The organism is Corynebacterium sp. HMSC076G08 (assembly GCF_001811515.1).
In the GTDB taxonomy this organism is placed as follows: Bacteria; Actinomycetota; Actinomycetes; order Mycobacteriales; family Mycobacteriaceae; genus Corynebacterium; species Corynebacterium hiratae.
Window position 1 is genome coordinate 40,216 of sequence record NZ_KV805022.1, and the last position, 17,910, is coordinate 58,125.

The 17,910-nt window shown below is 62.1% G+C and carries 13 protein-coding genes and 1 tRNA gene; 7 read left to right on the forward strand and 7 right to left on the reverse strand.

The genetic code is table 11. The features are described from left to right. Positions 1 to 12: 12 nt before the first annotated feature. Together HMPREF2806_RS03920 and leuA are read right to left on the reverse strand one after the other, a co-directional pair. Entirely contained in the window at positions 13 to 1,908 is a 1,896-nt protein-coding gene (locus HMPREF2806_RS03920; protein WP_158013200.1) for a hypothetical protein, read from the reverse strand. A gap of 307 nt (positions 1,909 to 2,215) precedes the next feature. Continuing rightward, the gene (leuA, locus tag HMPREF2806_RS03925) at positions 2,216 to 4,030 is read right to left on the reverse strand and encodes a 2-isopropylmalate synthase (protein WP_049157825.1); all 1,815 of its coding nucleotides are present in this window, start codon (positions 4,028 to 4,030) and stop codon (positions 2,216 to 2,218) included. 278 nt (positions 4,031 to 4,308) lie between these two features. On the opposite strand from leuA, the gene HMPREF2806_RS03930 reads away from it, so the two are divergent. Beyond that, a complete protein-coding gene (locus HMPREF2806_RS03930; protein WP_070516336.1) occupies positions 4,309 to 5,511 on the forward strand; it encodes a mannosyltransferase family protein in 1,203 nt (400 codons plus the stop codon). On the opposite strand, the gene HMPREF2806_RS03935 is transcribed toward HMPREF2806_RS03930, so the two are convergent. After that, positions 5,508 to 6,380, reverse strand: a complete 873-nt coding sequence (locus HMPREF2806_RS03935) for a DMT family transporter (protein ID WP_070516339.1) — start codon at positions 6,378 to 6,380, stop codon at positions 5,508 to 5,510. The two genes, HMPREF2806_RS03930 and HMPREF2806_RS03935, sit on opposite strands and share 4 nt — an antisense overlap. A gap of 146 nt (positions 6,381 to 6,526) precedes the next feature. On the opposite strand from HMPREF2806_RS03935, the gene HMPREF2806_RS03940 reads away from it, so the two are divergent. Next, on the forward strand, positions 6,527 to 7,792 hold the full coding sequence (locus tag HMPREF2806_RS03940) for an aspartate kinase (protein WP_046648822.1): 1,266 nt from the start codon (positions 6,527 to 6,529) through the stop codon (positions 7,790 to 7,792). 19 nt (positions 7,793 to 7,811) lie between these two features. Further along, a complete protein-coding gene (locus HMPREF2806_RS03945; RefSeq protein WP_049157831.1) occupies positions 7,812 to 8,849 on the forward strand; it encodes an aspartate-semialdehyde dehydrogenase in 1,038 nt (345 codons plus the stop codon). Positions 8,850 to 8,961: 112 nt separating this feature from the next. On the opposite strand, the gene HMPREF2806_RS03950 is transcribed toward HMPREF2806_RS03945, so the two are convergent. Both HMPREF2806_RS03950 and HMPREF2806_RS03955 read right to left on the reverse strand, forming a co-directional pair. Then, positions 8,962 to 10,284 carry a YkvI family membrane protein gene (locus tag HMPREF2806_RS03950; protein WP_046647898.1) on the reverse strand — a complete coding sequence of 441 codons (1,323 nt, stop codon included), beginning with the start codon at positions 10,282 to 10,284 and terminating at the stop codon, positions 8,962 to 8,964. 278 nt (positions 10,285 to 10,562) lie between these two features. Continuing rightward, positions 10,563 to 11,111: an RNA polymerase sigma factor gene (locus HMPREF2806_RS03955; protein WP_046647897.1), complete on the reverse strand. Its 549-nt coding sequence runs from the start codon at positions 11,109 to 11,111 to the stop codon at positions 10,563 to 10,565. A 174-nt stretch (positions 11,112 to 11,285) separates the two neighbouring features. Between HMPREF2806_RS03955 and HMPREF2806_RS03960 the strand changes: the two genes are divergently transcribed. The 3 genes from HMPREF2806_RS03960 (at position 11,286) to HMPREF2806_RS03970 (ending at position 16,201) form a co-directional block, all read left to right on the forward strand. Further along, positions 11,286 to 12,842 carry a catalase gene (locus HMPREF2806_RS03960; protein ID WP_046647896.1) on the forward strand — a complete coding sequence of 519 codons (1,557 nt, stop codon included), beginning with the start codon at positions 11,286 to 11,288 and terminating at the stop codon, positions 12,840 to 12,842. A 137-nt stretch (positions 12,843 to 12,979) separates the two neighbouring features. Continuing rightward, positions 12,980 to 14,431 (forward strand): hypothetical protein, encoded by a 1,452-nt coding sequence (locus HMPREF2806_RS03965; RefSeq protein WP_070516341.1) that lies wholly within the window; start codon positions 12,980 to 12,982, stop codon positions 14,429 to 14,431. A 264-nt stretch (positions 14,432 to 14,695) separates the two neighbouring features. Beyond that, entirely contained in the window at positions 14,696 to 16,201 is a 1,506-nt protein-coding gene (locus tag HMPREF2806_RS03970) for a hypothetical protein (protein WP_046647894.1), read from the forward strand. 66 nt (positions 16,202 to 16,267) lie between these two features. Here HMPREF2806_RS03970 and HMPREF2806_RS03975 read toward each other — a convergent pair. Then, positions 16,268 to 16,344: transfer RNA gene (locus HMPREF2806_RS03975), tRNA-Pro, on the reverse strand. An 81-nt stretch (positions 16,345 to 16,425) separates the two neighbouring features. Then, the gene (locus HMPREF2806_RS03980) at positions 16,426 to 17,331 is read right to left on the reverse strand and encodes a metallophosphoesterase (RefSeq protein WP_070509590.1); all 906 of its coding nucleotides are present in this window, start codon (positions 17,329 to 17,331) and stop codon (positions 16,426 to 16,428) included. A 41-nt stretch (positions 17,332 to 17,372) separates the two neighbouring features. Between HMPREF2806_RS03980 and HMPREF2806_RS03985 the strand changes: the two genes are divergently transcribed. Further along, positions 17,373 to 17,837 carry a GatB/YqeY domain-containing protein gene (locus HMPREF2806_RS03985; protein ID WP_049157842.1) on the forward strand — a complete coding sequence of 155 codons (465 nt, stop codon included), beginning with the start codon at positions 17,373 to 17,375 and terminating at the stop codon, positions 17,835 to 17,837. Positions 17,838 to 17,910 lie beyond the last annotated feature (73 nt).

Consider the following 17,910-nt stretch of genomic DNA (forward strand, 5'->3'; position numbering starts at 1 on the left):
GCACGCTGCGGACTAGCCAAAGTCGATGATGATGACCCAGCCGCCGCGGTCGGATTGCTCGGGAGTGGGGTCAGGCTCGCGGCTGGGCTCGGGCTCTTTAGTCGGCTCGGGCTTTCTGGTGGGCTGAGGCTGAGTGGTGGGCTTGGGCTTGCTAGTTGGCTTCGGCTTGGTGGTGGCCGGCGGCGTGCTCGGGCCAGTTGGTTCGTCGTGAGGCGCGGTTCGCTCCGCGCCCACCGGAGTGGTGGTGGGAGCAGCCTTTGACGTGGAGGGCGTGGGTTCAGCCGGTGTCTTCGGCGTAGTCGTCACCACAGTCGGCGACGGGGTCGCCTGAGTTTGTGGGGTGGGGCGGGGCACGTGGATCGGCGGCGTCGTGCGCGGCCGCGGAGTAGTGCTCAGCGGGTGCGTGGTGGTTGGCGGCTCTGCGGAGCGACTGGCCTCATGTGAAGTGGTTGATTCTGTGCTGTTTTCGGTGCTCCTAGGGCTGGAACTGGGAGCGGGGGACGCCTCGGTGTGGCGATCCTCCGGAGCGTCGAGCTCCTCCGCTGTGGGAGCGGTGGTCCGAGGTATTGATGTCGGTGCTGTATGCGGCAGGTGATCCGCGTGCGGTGGCGTAGAAGTCTCCTTGGCAGCGGGCAGTGGTGTACGTTCCGTGGGTTCAGCGGGCTCCGTGGGTTCTGCTGGTTCTGTAGGCTCTGTGGACTCGGAAAAATCAGTCGAGCTAAGCGCTTGCGCAACGTCTGTATCAGTCCGCTCCTCGGGGAGGTGGGCGTCTGCAGCCACAATGTCCGCAGTGTCCGCGACGTCGGAGGCCTTGTCCTCAGTGGCGTCAGCATCGGCAGAGTGTGAAGTGGACACAACGAGGGGGTTTTCCTCAAAAGCCGATTCAGCGCGGTGATCGTGGGAAGAACCTGAAGAATTCCCGGAAGGTACGAAGTTCGCAGCCCCGCCGACTACGACGGCAACGCCGGCAGCACAAGCTAGCTTGAGCCCAGTGCTAGCCGCAGCGATCTTTGTTCCGGTCACGGCAACCGCCCCGGCAGAGTTGAGGGACAGGGCTTGTGCACTCTGCGTGGCAGCAGTACCGGCGGTCTTCGCTGCGCCGGTCGCCTCAAATCCGCCGGCTGGAAGGCTGGCTGCGTGGGCCTTGCCAGTGTTGGCGACCTTCACGGCCGCTGCGCCCGCGGCGGCAGCGATGATTCCGGCGGTTCCCACGGCGAAGTGGCTTTCCGGCGTGCCTTCTTCGGAATAGACGGTGAGGGTTGGTTGTCCATCCGATATGAAATATGCGCGGGCGACTGCGATGAGGCCCTCGTGATTGAATCCTGCGATGGTATCGCTCAGCCAGGGAGCCCGCTCCCGCGGAATCGTGGCGACGAGTTCGTCATCAAGGTGAACCTCGATGGAGCGTCGGAAAAAGTGCCGGTTATTGGTCAAACGCACAAGGAGGTGCGCAGGGTGCGTCGGTAGGGAACTGGCTGGGACCGCAAACTCGGTGATGTGCAAAGCGCGCTGGCCACTGAGCATGCCCCACCGCTGAGCCGGGGGAATATTGAGCGGCACGCACAGGCCAGGCTCTGGGAGGAGGACCTCGAAAGCAGGAATGGTTTCTTCCGCCGCATCCTCGCGGAGTGCGATTTCTGCGGTGGCTTGTGGGGTCAGCCCCGCGTCAATGATCCAGTCCAGCTCCGAGTAATCGGCAGCTTGGGAGGCGGGGATCACGCCCACGATGTCTTCGCCGTGATGGACGCGAAATCCTGTACTTGAATGTCCACTCAAAGTGACGGGGAGATGACTGCTTTCAGCTAGCGATAGCAGCTGCAGGAACATCTCTGGGTTTACGGTGTCAACCGTCAGGCGACGCGGTGTGCCAAACCCGTGGTGGGGAACCACATAGTTAGTGACCGTCATATTGCTCGCCTTCGCTGAGTGGACCACGTCGGATGCATACGGCCGGGCGGGTTCGCCGTGAGCATTGGGAATGCCGAAGCCCAGACTGAAGCTCTGACTAGCCGCACGAAATGTTTGAAAAATCTTTATTGCAGTGCAGTTACGCTGCTTAACTATATCGCTCTGAGTTCTGGCCTACAAGAAAGCGCATTCAGCGGGATATGGTGACCAGGAATTTTTGCGCATAGCTTAAAGCTCGGATGCTGGAAGCTAGGGAGGAACGTGCTCCTCCCTAGCTGCACTGTTGTTAAGCCTGGCTTTGCCTGGCTTAGTCTGCGCGGTTGACTGCGGACGTAATCGCGTTGATGGATGCGCGCGTCGTCGAGCCAGCGATGCCCGCGCCCCATACCTGGGCGCCGTTAACCTCGGCGGCGATGTAGCAGGCGGCCTCGGCGTCGTCGCCAGCAGTGCGGGATTGCTGGGAGTAGTCGATGACCTCGAAATCAATTCCGACGTCCTCCAGCGCATTGGCGTACGCGGCGATGGGGCCATTGCCGATGCCGGAGACAACGCGCTTCTCACCGTTGAAGACGATGGTCGCGGTTACCTTGGCGTCCTCGCCCTCTGTGGTGGAGTTGTCCACCTGGAAGGAGACCAGCTCTAGCGGGGAGGTGCGCTCCAGGAATTCGTTGGCGAAGATGTCCCACATGTTCTTGGAGTTGACCTCGCCACCTTCGGCGTCGGTCACCGCCTGCACGACGGAGGAGAACTCCGCCTGCATGGCACGCGGCATGTTGATGCCATGGTCGGTCTTCATGATGTAGGCTACGCCGCCCTTGCCGGACTGCGAGTTGACGCGGATGACCGCCTGGTAATCGCGGCCGACATCCTTCGGGTCGATGGGCAGGTAGGGAACTTCCCAGGTGGTTTCCTGCAGTTCCTCCCACGACACCTCGGTGTTGTTGGCGCCGGGGCGTACCTCCTGGGCCAGGGCATCCAGGCCCTTGTTGATGGCATCCTGGTGGGAGCCGGAGAAGGCCGTGAACACCAGCTCGCCGCCGTAGGGGTGGCGCTCCGGTACACGCAGCTGGTTGCAGTACTCCACCGTCTCGCGGATCTTGGGCAGATCGGAGAAATCGATCTGCGGGTCCACGCCCTGGGTGAGCATATTCAGACCCAGCGTGACGATGTCTACGTTGCCGGTTCGCTCACCGTTGCCGAACAGGCAGCCTTCGATGCGATCTGCGCCGGCCATGTAGCCCAGCTCGGCGGCGGCAATGCCTTCGCCGCGATCGTTATGGGGGTGCAGTGACAGGATGATGGAGTCACGCTTGGCAAAGTTGCGGTGCATCCACTCGATCTGGTCGGCGTACACGTTCGGGCTAATCATCTCCACCGTGGACGGCAGGTTGATGATCATGGGGTTGTCCGGGGTGGCCTCCATGATGTCGACGACGGCATCGCAGACCTCGACGGCGAAGTCCAGCTCGGTTCCCGTGAAGGATTCCGGCGAGTACTCCCAGCGCCAATTGGTATCCGGGTAATCCTTGGCAATGCTCTTGATGAGCTCCGCGGCGTCCGTCGCCAGTTTCTTAATGGCTGGGCGGTCCTTGCGGAAGACCACGCGGCGTTGCAGCTTCGAGGTGGAGTTGTAGAAGTGCACGATGACGTTCTTCGCGCCCTGGCACGCCTCGAAGGTACGCCGAATCAGGTGCTCGCGGGCCTGGACCAAGACCTGGATGGTGACGTCTTCGGGGATCTTATTGCCCTCAATGATCTCGCGGACAAAGTCGAAGTCCGTTTGGGAAGCGGAGGGGAAGCCCACTTCGATCTCCTTGTAACCCATGGCTACCAGCAGGTCGAACATGCGGTGCTTGCGCTGCGGGGACATCGGATCAATCAGGGCCTGGTTCCCATCGCGCAGATCCACCGCACACCACTGCGGGGCCACAGTAATCTTCTTATCCGGCCACGTGCGGTCCGGCAGCGTGACGGGCTCGACCTCCTGGGCGAAGCTCTGGTAGCGGTGGACCGGCATCGAGGAGCCGCGCTGCTTATTCCAGGCGGGCTGGTTCTCGTTGCGCGGGCCGGCCGGGGTGGTGATTTCGCGGGGAGCGGAGATGAAAGAATCGTTGGGGGACATGGTGTTTGTTCTCTTCCTTGTGTGTGGCCTGAGGCGTTTGTTTCGCCGCGTTGCTGTGATGAGCAACGATGTAGTGAATTGTGGGGACGGCCAGCTGTGGTGTGTGTTGGCATCACCACGCTCCGCGACGGGGCGCTGGCCGTAGAGTTACAAACCTAAATCCCGCCGCGGCTACTAAGGAGAAGAGTGTGCCGCAAAGTCATGTGAGCCACAATACAACGCTTCCCACTCTGCGGCAACTGGTTTCACATACTGGGATGGGGTCGCGGGTGGCTAGGATGTGTTGCGTGCCTGAAGAAAACACCATGACGACTGCTCCGGAACCTGGGAAGAAGACCGCGCCGGGCAAGGAACCGGATGCCGCCCCGACCCCTGAAGGCGCGCCAGGGGTACTTTCGCTGCTGCCCATGGCCGTGCTGGTCGCGGTAGTGGGCACTGCAGTGCGCATCGCTGTGCTGAGCGGCATCGCAGCCGTCAACGAGCAGGAGCTGTGGGATCAGCTCACGGCCTGGGACTCTAAGTACTACCTGGAGATTGCGCGCGTCGGTTATTTCGATGCGGACATCCATACGGATGGGCCGGTCCATGAAATCACTATGGCTTTCTTTCCGGGTTTCCCCATACTGTTGCGGGTTCTGGGGTGGACCGGGATCAGCCTTGAGGTAGCTGCCCTCCTTGTGAATACTCTTTTTACCGCGGTGATGGCTGCTGGAGTCATGGTCCTAGCGCAGCGCCTGGGGGCAGGGCGCCGTGGGCAATGCGCCGCGGCCATCGTGGTCAGCAGCGCTCCGATGTCCATTGTGTTTTCCATGCCCTATACGGAAGCCCTCTTCGGGGCCCTTGTGGTGTGGGGACTCGTGGCGCTGGATGAATGCGATTGGTGGAGCGCCGCGGCTTTCGGTATTGCCTTGTCCTTTGTCCGGCTGACCTCCGTGGACTTCCTTGCAGTTTTTGGCCTGTGGGTGCTCCTTTACGGGCGGCGTTCCTGGCAGGCGTGGCTCAGCCTGATCGTGGCGTCGCTCCCGCTGCCGGGCTACTTGCTGTGGACGCAGCGCTACCTGGCGGAGGCTGGCGGCTACTTCGGCATCCAAACCGAACACTGGAACTCCACCTTCGACGGGGGAGTTGCCACCGTGCGGTTCGTGTGGGAAACCTTGACGGAGAACAACGATGTGGGCTACTTGCTCACCGTGCTGGTGATCCTCGGTGCCCCCGTGTTGCTCATCGCGGCCTGGGGGAAGGTTAACCCGGTCGCCTGGTGGTTTAGCGCTGCGTTATGTGCGAATGTGCTGCTTTCCGACGGCATCATGCACTCGCGCCCGCGACTTCTCCTGCCCGCGATCATTCTGGTGCTGCCGTGGGTTGTGCGCGCCGCCACGGCGTGGCGCCCACGCATGCTGTGGGCTGCCTGTGGCGCATGGGTCCTGTGGTCGGCGTGGTTCTCCGCCTACATGCTGGTGGTCTTTGAGTGGGCGATCTAGTGCGGGCTTTGTTCCGCGAGCCGCGTGCTTCCCGGGTTGACCGGAATGCGTGACAGGACGATCGTGGCGGCGATCATGATGATGAGCGAAGCCCCCATCACGCACCAGCCCGCGATGCTCTCGACCTGGAATTTCTCGCCCAGGACCCAGTAACCCAGGCCGAAAGCCACGATGGGTTCCATGATGGTCATCGCGGGAAGCGAATGCGCAAGAGCGCCGGCGTGGAAGGAATACTGCTGGATCACCGTGCCGGCAGCCGCCAGCCCGATGAGCACGTACAGCTCCCAGCTCGCTAGCAATGCTGCGATGCCTTGGTGGGAGAGGACGTCAACCACCGCTTTCGCTACGAGCGCCACGTAGCCGTAGAGGATGCCGCAGGCACTGCCGAGCGCGAGTGCGGATTCCTCCGGCCGGTTATAGGCCGCCACAAAGAGTGCGGCGAGTGTCAGCGCGCCGAGGGCGAAGGCGGGCCACCACTGGGACCAGCTGGGCGTCGTCAAGCCTGCGGTGGGGCGCCCGTAGACCACCATGATGCCCACCGCGATGGTCAGCGCTAGGCACCAGAAGACCTCCCGCGCCGGCATCGGCCGCCGGGAATACCACGCGGCGAGCGGCAGCGTGAACATCAGGGACAGGACGAGGATGGGCTGCACGATGAGCAGCGTGCCGAAGTGGAGTGCGATGAGCTGCAAGGCATAGGCAACGACGGCGGCTCCGGTGCCAATCCACCACAGGGGAGTGCGAATTGCGGTGCGCATGACGGTCCTGGAGCTGGCGTCCAACACGATGCGGTGGCGTATGACAGTGCCCCAGGCCACGACTAGTGCCGAGGCCAGTGCGAAAGCAACGGCAACCAGGTTTGAAAGCATCGTTTCCACCTTACCTGGAATTAATATCCAGCACGTGTTTCGATGGTAGCCAAAGGGCGGTAGTCTAAAGGAGTTGACTGCCGGTCTATAGGTATTGGGCGGTGAACAGGTAATGGCCCTCACAAACAGGAAAGGTGGGACCGTCAGTGGCCCTAGTCGTACAGAAATACGGGGGATCCTCCCTCGAAAGCGCAGAGCGCATTCGCGCGGTGGCGGAGCGCATTGTGGCGACGAAGAAACAGGGCAACGACGTGGTTGTCGTGTGCTCCGCCATGGGGGATACCACCGATGAGCTCCTAGACCTCGCCGCCCAGGTCAACCCCGTCCCGCCGCAGCGCGAGATGGACATGCTGCTGACCGCCGGCGAGCGCATCTCCAATGCGCTCGTTGCCATGGCAGTGGAGTCCCTCGGTGCGCAGGCTCAGTCTTTTACCGGCTCCCAAGCTGGCGTGCTCACCACTGAGCGTCATGGTAACGCCCGCATTGTCGACGTCACCCCGGGCCGCCTGACCGAGGCGCTGGATGCAGGCAAAATCTGCATCGTCGCGGGTTTCCAAGGCGTCAACAAGGAATCGCGCGACGTCACCACCCTCGGCCGTGGCGGATCGGACACCACCGCGGTGGCGCTGGCGGCAGCGCTCAAGGCCGATGTGTGTGAGATTTACTCCGATGTCGACGGCGTCTACACCGCTGATCCCCGCATCGTTCACAACGCCCAGAAGCTCGAGCAGCTCTCCTTCGAGGAGATGCTGGAGTTGGCCGCCGTGGGGTCTAAGATTCTGGTCCTGCGCAGCGTCGAATACGCCCGCGCGTTCAACGTTCCCCTTCGAGTTCGCTCGTCTTATTCAAACGACCCCGGCACGCTCATCGCCGGTTCAATGGAGGATATCCCCGTGGAAGAAGCAGTACTAACCGGCATCGCAACCGACCGCTCCGAGGCCAAGGTCACCGTCCTGGGAATCCCGGACCGCCCGGGCGAGGCCGCCAAGGTGTTCCGCGCTATTGCAGATGCCGAGATCAACATCGACATGGTCCTTCAGAACGTCTCCTCCCTGGAGTCCGGCACGACCGACATCACCTTCACCTGCCCGCGCTCGGATGGACCGAAGGCAATGGAGATTCTGGCCAAGCTCAAGGAAGACGGCCACTGGAGCAACGTGCTTTACGACGACCAAGTGGGCAAGGTTTCCCTGGTCGGTGCCGGCATGAAGTCCCACCCCGGTGTCACCGCGGACTTCACGGAGGCATTGCGTGACGCAGGGGTCAACATGGAGCTCATCTCCACCTCTGAGATCCGCATTTCCGTGCTGACGCGCGAGGCGGACCTCGATAAGGCAGCCATTGCTTTGCATGAGAAGTTCCAGCTGGGTGGCGAGGAAGAGGCCACCGTTTATGCTGGTACCGGACGCTAAAACTTAAGGAGTAAAGGTCATGACCACTGTTGCAGTAGTAGGCGCCACCGGCCAGGTCGGCCGCGTGATGCGCACCCTCTTGGAGGAGCGCAACTTCCCGGCCGAGACGGTCCGCTTCTTCGCCTCCGCGCGCTCGGCGGGACAGGAGCTCACCTTCCGCGAGGAGAAGATCGTCGTGGAAGACCTGGCAGAGCAGACCGTAGAAAGCCTCGCTGGGATTGACGTCGCCGTGTTCTCCGCCGGCGGTTCCACCTCCAAGCAGTATGCGCCGCTCTTCGCCGAGGCCGGCGCCATCGTGGTGGATAACTCCTCTGCATGGCGCAAGGACCCGGACGTGCCGCTCATCGTCTCGGAGGTAAACCCGGAGGAGAAGAGCAACACCCCGAAGGGCATCATCGCGAACCCGAACTGCACGACCATGGCGATAATGCCGGTCACGAAGGCGCTTCACGACGCCGCCGGTCTCACCACCATGCGCGTCGCCTCCTACCAGGCCGTTTCCGGCTCAGGCCTGGCAGGCGTGGAAACCCTGGTTAAGCAAGTAGCGTCCATCGGCGACCGCAACGTTGAGCTCGTCCACGATGGCTCGGCGCTCGAGGTCTCCGAGGAGGATCTGGGCCCCTACGTCGCCCCGATTGCGTACAACGCGCTGCCGCTGGCCGGCAACCTCGTCGATGATGGCACGGAAGAAACCGACGAGGAGCAAAAGCTGCGCAACGAGTCCCGCAAGATCCTGGGCATCCCGGAGCTCAAGGTCTCCGGTACGTGCGTGCGCATCCCGGTGTTCACCGGCCACACCATGGTGGTGCACGCGGAGTTTGAGAAGCCGATTACCCCGGAACAGGCCCGCGAGGTGCTGTCGTCCGCACCGGGCGTCAAGGTCGTCGATGTGCCGACCCCGCTGGCGGCAGCCGGCATCGACCTCTCCTTGGTCGGTCGCATCCGCCAGGACCAGGCGGTCGAGGACAACAAGGGCCTTGTCTTCGTAGTCTCCGGCGATAACCTGCGCAAGGGCGCCGCGCTCAACACCATTCAGATTGCGGAGCTGCTGGTCTAAAGCAAAGCTGCAGCGAGTTTTAGAACCCGCATAAATAAGAAAAGTCCGCCCCCAGATATCACTCTGGGGGCGGACTTTTTGTGAGTAATGGGAAAGGGGGTGTGCGGAAGGGCTAGTCCTTCGGCACCTCGGGCTTCGTGTGCTCCACGAAGGTCACAGAGGGTTCCGGATCCTCACGGTCGTATTCAATCTCATCGTCGGCCTCGAGCTCCTCGTGGATCTCATCGGCAACGGTCGAGACGAACTCTTCAGTTTCCATGTTGGAGGCCGCTGCCAGCTTGCGCAGCTCGCGCTCGTTCTTCTTGGTGAAGTGCTCGCGCGGGTCAAGGCGGCGCTTAACCAAGGTGCGGGCGCGCACGCGGCGGTCAGACTCGGAGGTGATCTTGTCGCGCTGGGTAATCCAGGTGATGACCATGACGGCAATCATGAGCAGGCCAATCCAGCCCAGAATCGGGTAAACGCTGGAAACCAGCTGCTTGAAGCCAATGAAGGAGAGGATGAAGCCCACGACACAGGCGCCCGCGTAGACGGGGTAGAAGAGCTTCGGCTTCTTGCGGGTCAGGCGCTTGCCCATGGCGTAGAACATGCCGATAGCGGTGTTGAAGACCATGCCGTAGATGATGAAGGTCATGAAGTAACCCAGAGCCGGGTTCACGTGGTTGATCAGCGTCAGCACCGGCAGGTCCTGCTTGTAGACTTCCGGCGCCACCATGTAGAGGGAAACCACGAGGAGAGCGAGCAGAAGCAGGTAGAAGAAGCCACCGATGAGGCCGCCAACACCGACGGCGCGGTTATCCAGGATGTTGCCGCCGATCACGATGGACATCGAGACCGCGCACATGACGTTGAGGCCGGTGTAGTTCAGCGCAGCCAGCCACCAGTTGCTGAGCGGACTCTCGACGTTGTTGACAGCAAACTCATTGGCTTGGGACCAATCCACGTCGGTCACGATGATGGTGTAGCCGGTGGCCAGAACCACGAAGATAATGATGAACGGCGTAATCGCGCCGATGACGTTACTGACCTTATCCACATCGAGGAGGCCTACCAGCAGGACGAGCACGAGCATGATAGCGCCGCCCACCCAGATGGGCACACCCTCGAATTGCTGGCTGATGGTGGAACCACCACCGGCGAACATGACGAAGCCGATGGAGAACAACGTGGCCAGTGTGCCCCAGTCCAGGATCCGGGAGACGATGGGCCCACTAATGTTGTCGTACACTGCCGTGTGCTCATCGGCCTGGAAGTAGGAGCCAAGCTGCAGAATTGCTACACCAGTAATAATCATGAGGGCGGAGGCGAGGAGTACGCCCCACAGGCCCATGTTTCCGAAAGCCACGAAGTACTGGAGTGCTTCCTGGCCGGAGGCAAAGCCGGCGCCGACGACGACGCCGATGAAGGCCATGGAAATGGCCACTGCGCGTTTCCACATAAGGTAAAGAGGTCTCTCAATCTCACACGCGCCGGGGGAATGCCATCACTACCCAAGGTGTGGTGCGGGCAATTGGGAAAGCCTCGCGGGCCCGGTTCGACTATCGATTTATCACGTGTGCCTCGGAAAAGATTAGGCGCCGTCTATCGGTGTTTTCCAGCTGGGGCTGCGGTTTCCTTAAGGATAGGCAGTGGCGGGGGTGTCAGAATTTGCCGTTTGGCGCATGTAGATGCAGGTTCTATGGCCGGCCAAGCCGATTTGTAACGGCTCGATAACGATTAGCCGCGTTGGTTGATTAAGTCCTTGCGGGCCCGGGCCACGCGGGAGCGGATAGTGCCAACACGAACCCCGGCGATCTTCGCGGCCTCCTCGTAGGTATAGCCCAGCACTTGAGTCAGGATGAGGGCTTCGCGGCGGTCTTCTGGGAGGGCGTCGATAAGCGCGCGGGCGTCGATCCACTCGCTCCACGTTCCGGCGTTTTCGGGAGTTGCTGCGAGGGCAGCGGCATCCTCGTACTCGGTGGCGGACTTGCGCGGGCGGGCCATGTCGTGGCGGATGTTGTCCACCCACACGCGGCGCGCAAGCGAAAGTAGCCACGTGCGCGCTGAGGAGCGTGCAGCGAAGCGGGGGAGTGCGCCGATGACGCGCAGGTAGGTCTCCTGGGTGAGATCGTCCGCGATATCGGGGCCGCCAAGGTGGGCGAGCAGGCGCCAGACATCATCTTGGGTGGACTTAATGAACTCCGTGAGGGCTGCGCGATCGCCACGGCCTGCCTTGAGAGCGAGGTCGGTGACGCGCGCATCGTCGCGCTCGGAGTGTCGTTTCACCTCCCATAACTTACCAGTCGGGGGAGGCAGGACTTGGGTGCCTCGGGCTTAAGGCCGTGAACTCTGGCAACGCCAAAAACTGTTGCGCAGGTCATTTTTTATGGGTAGGCTATGAAAGGTCCGTGATTGATAATGTAAAGCAAATTATCAACCGATCTAGGAGGCATTAACCCCATGACTAACGCTTCGAATGAGTCCGCGGCAGACAAGGTTCTCGACAAGGGCCAGCGCGCCCCGGGCGGCCCGAACACAACCCGCCCCTCCGGTCAGCCAATTGCTACTGAAAACACCAGCATCACCGTTGGCCAGAACGGCCCGGTGGTGCTTAATGACATCCACCTGATTGAGAAGCTCGCGCACTTCAACCGCGAGCGCGTGCCGGAGCGCACCCCGCACGCTAAAGGTCACGGCGCCTTTGGTGAGCTGCACGTTACCGAGGACGTCTCTGCTTACACCAAGGCCAAGCTCTTCCAGAAGGGCACCGTGACCCCGATGATGGGCCGTTTCTCCACCGTTGCCGGCGAGCAGGGCTCCCCGGATACCTGGCGTGACGTCCACGGCTTCGCGCTGCGCTTCTACACCGAGGACGGCAACTACGACATCGTGGGTAATAACACCCCGGTCTTCTTCATTCGTGACGGCATTAAGTTCCCGGACTTTATCCACTCCCAGAAGCGTCTGGGTGCCAACGGCCTGCGTGATGCTGACATGCAGTGGGATTTCTGGACCCGCAACCCGGAGACCACCCACCAGGTGACCTACCTTATGGGTGACCGCGGTACCCCGAAGACCACCCGCCACCAGAACGGCTACGGCTCCCACACCTTCCAGTGGGTCAACGAGTCCGGCGATGCCTTCTGGGTGAAGTACCACTTCAAGACCCGCCAGGGCGTGGAGAACTTCACCGACGCGGAAGCCACGGAGATGGCCGGCAAGAATGCGGACTACCACCGCGAGGACCTCTACAACGCCATCGAGGAAGGCAACTTCCCGGTCTGGGACGTCAAGGTCCAGATCATGCCGGTGGCGGAGGCTGAAGAGTACCGCTTCAACCCCTTCGACCTCACCAAGACCTGGTCCAAGAAGGATTACCCGCTGGTCGATGTCGGATACTTCGTACTCAACCGCAACCCGCGCAACTTCTTCGCGCAGATTGAGCAGGTTGCCCTGGATCCGTCCAACATTGTCCCGGGCATTGGGCTGTCTCCGGACAAGATGCTGCAGGCACGCGTCTTCGCGTACTCCGACCAGCAGCGCTACCGTATCGGACCGAACTACAAGCAGCTGCCGGTGAACCAGCCGCTCAACCAGGTCAACACCTATGAGCACGAGGGTCCGATGCAGTACCTGTTCAACGCCCCGGAGGATCCGGTCTACTCCCCGAACCGTCACGCTAAGGGCGGCGGCTACCTGGATGGCGATGAGAACCTGCGCTTCAAGGAGCAGGAGACCACCACCGCTCCGGATCTCTACGTGAACCCGGACCCGGCAGGCATCGACCTGGTGCGTGCGCCTTATATCCACCACGCTGAGGACAATGACACCGTCCAGGCCACCGACCTGTACGAGAACGTCTACGATGACGACGCCAAGGAGCGCCTGGCGGACAACATCACCAACGCTATGGCCGGTGTGTCCCCGGAGACCGAGGAGCGCGTCTACGCCTACTGGGATGCAGTCTCCCCGCAGCTGGGCAAGCGCGTGCGCGAGCTCTTCGCTGAGAAGAAGTAGGGATTAATGCAGGGGCGTTAATCCGTCACCCACATGAGTTAATCCGTCACCTTAGAAGCCCCGCCGGGTTCATTCCGGGCGGGGCTTTTCCGCGCGCCTGACCGCTTTTGCCCAGCGTGGGCGATAGTTTCTTTTACATGACCTCACGCCTAGCTACTCCTGCTGACGCTAACCGGACGGTTGGCACCCGCGCACTCCTTCTCGCCCTCGTGCTCATCGTGCCGCTTGTTATCGGCGCGGTCGTTGCCACCGTGTCCGAGTGGCAGCCAGCCGAAGCCTGGTCCCAGGAGCAGGCGGGTGCGCCCAGCGATGGCACCATCGATCCCGCTGAGCTTTACGACGTCGCCCGTGCCCTCAGCGAAGCCAACGCCCAGGCGGGATTCCTGGCGAGCGGTGCGCAGCAGCTTGCTGACGGCACCGGTGAGCTGAAGGATGGCGCCGGTGAACTGGGCGGCGGAGTGGACAAACTGGCCGGCGGCTCGCAGGAGCTGTACGACGGTCTCGTCCAGTTGCAATCCGGCACCGCCCAGCTGGGCAACGGTGCTACCGAGCTGGCCGACGGCGTCGGCGGCGCCGTCGACCAAGTCATCGGCCTAGGCGTGGTCCGCGGACAGATCCTGCAGGCCATCGATGGCACCCTCAAGGACTTGGAAGGAAACCACTCGGCGGAGGCGAAGAATATCCGCTCGCAGCTCGGTGATCTGCGCAGCCAAGTGGAGAACTTCCAGTTTGACCAGTCCATTCAGGATCAACTGACGCAGCTGAAGGATGGCTCGCGCGAGCTCTCCAACCAGCTGGCCGTGAGCGGCTACGCCTACCACGATGGCGTCTACCAAGCCACGGAGGGCGCAAAGCAGCTCAATGCCGGTATTGGCGAGCTCAACTCCAAGGTCGATGAGGCCTTGCAAGGTGTGGACAAGCTCGTTGCCGGCGCAGAGAAGGTAGACGGCATGGCTCAGCAGAACCGGTCCAAGGTGCAGGGTGCGCAGCGTGCCTTGCCCACCGTAGCTGGACCAGCTGAGGGCGATAACGCGCCTGCCCAGCTGCTCAGCCCCATCGTGGCCATGCTCCTCGCGGCTATCGCCGTCTTGGGCGGCGGGGTTATCGGAGCGCTGCTGACGCGCGTGGAGCGTCGTATCCTCGCGCTGCTGGGCGGCGCGGTGCTGATCGGAGTTGTGGTGGGCCTGCTCGTGGCACTTCTTGCTACCGGTGGAACCGCCGCGGCCGTGGCGTGGGCGGGGCTCGCGGCGGCGGGGGCCGGGGTGGCGTCGGCAAGCATTGTGTACGCACTCGTGCGCGGACTGGGGCTCGCTGGTTGGGGCCTGGGCAGCGTGCTCGGCGTAGCCCAGGTGGGCGTCGTGGGATGGGCGTGGAAAGCGGCCTCGACGGGAACCGATCTCAACGCCGCGATGAGTGCGCTCGTGCACCTCTTTCCCATGCAGTGGGCAACCTCCGCCATCACCGTGGCAGGCAATGGGGGGCAGTCCCCACAGCTGTGGACCGCGCTGGCTATTTTGGGGGTAATTTCGATCGCGGCTTTCGTTCTCGTGGGGGCACCCGCTAGGCACGAAGAAAATGGAAAAGCCTAGCTCAAAGGCCTGCGTGTGAAGCATCGACTGAGCCGGTAGAAGCGTTACAGAGTTTTTGAAGATTTATCTACCGTTGCGAGGGAAAATAGTGCTAGAGTGAGAATCGCTCACAAAGCCTACTTAGGGGGTAGGCAAACGGTTTCTCCAATCCGTTGTGAGTGATAGGGAATAGGGGCGACGCGGCTGCTGTAGGGGCACCGCGTCGTTTCCAATTTTCGGGGGTAAAATTGGCGGCACTGAACGCTGAAGAATTGGAGAATCACCGTGACTGACTCTCGCGATATCAAACCTTTTGCCGCCAGCCGTGGTCCCAAAATAACGTCGGTCGGCGCCATCGTCGGTGCAGCAGTGGCGGGAGGTCTGCTGCTCGGAGGTATTGGTGCGGGCGCAAGCTTGGCGGTCTTCGATGCGCCGGAGCGTGCCGATTTTGTCATGCAGCCAGCACAGCGCGAGGTGCAGGCCGACATCATGGACCCCGACGATGTGCTCACTCCGGAGGAGGAAGAGCGCATGCTTGGCGACGTCTCCCGGATCGCCGCCCCCGACGTGGTCCAAGGGCTGCACTACATGGTCTTTGCTAAGAACAAAGAAAACGTCAACGACTCCGTGGAGGAGTATTTGCGTGACAATCACCCGGAGCTTATCGGCAAGGATAAGTTTGCCGATGGCCAAGTCTTCGTCGGCGTCGGCCTCGATCCGCGCCAGGCCTTCGTCTTCGCGGGTGAGGACGTGGCCGAGCAGATGAAGCTGCGCAAGAAAGATAGCCATCTCGAGCAGTCCATCGAAGCTATAAAGCCGGGCGTGCGGGATGACAACATTCCTGCTGGTCTCTTTGCGGGTGCGGCGGCAGCGATCGACGTGGACCGTGCTGCGGATACCCAGTTTGAGAGTGCTCAAAATAACCGCGTTGGGGCGGCCATTGGTCTGGGGGTAGCGGGCCTGAGCGTTGGTGGCGCGGGTGCAGGCATCGTTGGCGGTACTCGCCGCAGCCGTCAGAAGAACGCGCAGCAGGCGCGCGAGGATTGGGATTATGTGTCGCAGACCTATACCGATGTGGCGCAGCGCCTGCGGGAGATCGATATCCGGGCGCACTCGCTGCAATCGGGTCTAGTGGATGAACGCCTGCGTGAGGACTGGGAGGGCCTGCGCGATGACTTCCTGGCCATCGATGACAAGGTGGGTTCCCTCATGTCGATTCCGGCCGACGCACCGGACGAGCAGTTCCGCTCACGCTCCGTGCTCATTGCTCGTGCACGTTTGCTCTGCGAACGTGTAGAGACCGCCGAGTCCAACATCGAAAAGCTACACCGCATCGAGAACGCTGATACCGACACGCGCCGCTATGAGCTCTACGAGCTGGGCAAGGACCTCGCCCAGGCGGGTTACCTGGCTGCGGACATCGACTCGGCGCTTGAGCGCCACGCCAAGGAGCTGGAAGACGCCGCCGTGGCCCTGTCCAAGGAGCCGAACCACCCGCAGTTCATGGAGCGCTACTTGGAGCTCTTGGACCGGACTGCGCTGCTCTCGGAGCACCTGCAAGCACAGCTGCAGAAGGAGAACGAGGCCGAGGAACGCCCCGTACGCACGCATATCTATGACTCCCACTTCTTCGCCGGCTCTGGCTACCACGGTTACGTGCCCTTCTATGTTGTGAGCACCTGGGACAGCGACGCGACGGCCGCCCGCGATAGCTCTTCCGGTAGCAGCGGCGGCGTCAACAGCGGGTTTAGCTCGGGCTTTTCCGGTTCGGGTGGCTCCTCCAGCTTCTAGGAGGACGGGCGCCCTTTCCGCCGCCCGGTGAAAACGAAAAGAACCCGCAGTTTCCTGCGGGTTTAATGGTCGGGATAACAGGATTTGAACCTGCGACCTCTTCGTCCCGAACGAAGCGCGCTACCAAGCTGCGCCATATCCCGGTGTCTCGCTCTAAGCGGTACCGGAATACTGTAACGCACCCCAGCCTGAAAGGACAAAACGGCAGCGTGGAGGGGGTATTCCTAGGCGGCCTTCTCTGTGATACGCAGCAGCGTGGCGGACGGGCGGCAGAAGAGGCGGAAAGGAACGAACTTGGAGGTGCCCAGCCCGTTGGAGACATGCATGTACATTTCTCCGAATCGGTGCAGGCCCTCCGCGCGAACGCGGTCGATGCCGCAATTGGTCACGATGGAGCGCGAGCCCGCCACCTTGAAAGGCAGGCAGAGCTGGCCGCCGTGCGTATGTCCGGACAGGGACAGCTGGTAGCCGTCGGCGGCGAACTTCTCCAGGACGCGAGGTTCCGGGGAATGCAGTAGTGCTAAGGAGAGGTCGGCGTCCTCGTTGGGGGCGCCGGCGATTTCGGAGTAGTCATCCAAATCGTGGTGTGGGTCGTCCACGCCGGCGGCAGCGAGGCGGACATCGCCTACCTTGAACTCCACGCGGGCCTGGTTGGCGTCGTGCCAGCCGTGTTCCAGGAAGGCCGCGCGCATGCCCTTCCAGGGCAGGTTCACGTAGGAAGGTTCGTTCTTCTTCCCAATCAGGTAGTTGAAGGGGTTCGGGATGCGCGGCGCCCAGTAGTCGTTGGTGCCGAAGCAGAACATCCCCGGGCGGCTCAGCAGCGGGCCAAGGGCGCGGAGGACCTCGGGTACGGCGCGCTCGTCGGAGAGGTTGTCACCGGTATTGATCACCAAGTGCGGGTCAAGGGCATCGAGGCCTGAGACCCACTCGATTTTGGCGCGCTGGCCCGGGATCATGTGGAGGTCGGACACGTGCAGGATACGGAACTCGGACTCCTCGCGCAGCGTACCGGGCTCCAGCAGCGGCAGGGTGTACTCCTTGAGCTCAAACTTGGTGAGTTCTGAGTGCGCCCACGCGGCAACGCCTAGGCCGGCGGCGGCGAGTCCGCCAAGAACAGGGAAAATCTTCACCTTCACCACACTACCTGGCCGGCAGGCGTAGATTGAAGGGCATGAGTGAGTTGAAAGAAACTATCCGTGCTGACCTCAAGACCTCGATGAAGGCCAAGGACAAGGCCCGTACGAGCGCCATCCGTTCTCTGCTGTCTGCCATCCAGGCGGAGGAAACTTCTGGTTCCCGCCACGAGATCACCGATGAGGACATCCTCAAGGTCATCGCCCGTGAGATCAAGAAGCGCCGCGAGTCCGCAGAGGTCTACGCGGAAAACGGCCGCCCCGAGTTGGCGGAGGCAGAGCTTGTCGACGTCCCCTTCTTCGAGGCCTACCAGCCGGAGCAGCTTGACGACGACGCCCTGAACTCCCTCGTCGCTGAATCCATCGCCGAGGTTGAGAAGGACTCCGGCGAGCCGGTGACCATCAAGCAGATGGGCAACGTGATGAAGGTGGCCACCGCCAAGGCTGCTGGGCGCGCCGACGGCAAGCGCCTGTCCACCGCGGTCAAGGCCGCCCTCAACTAGCGTGTTAGCGCAGGAGCGCTAGCACCCACGCTGTAGCCCGTTTTACGCTCTAGCTCCTTGTCACGCTCTAGCT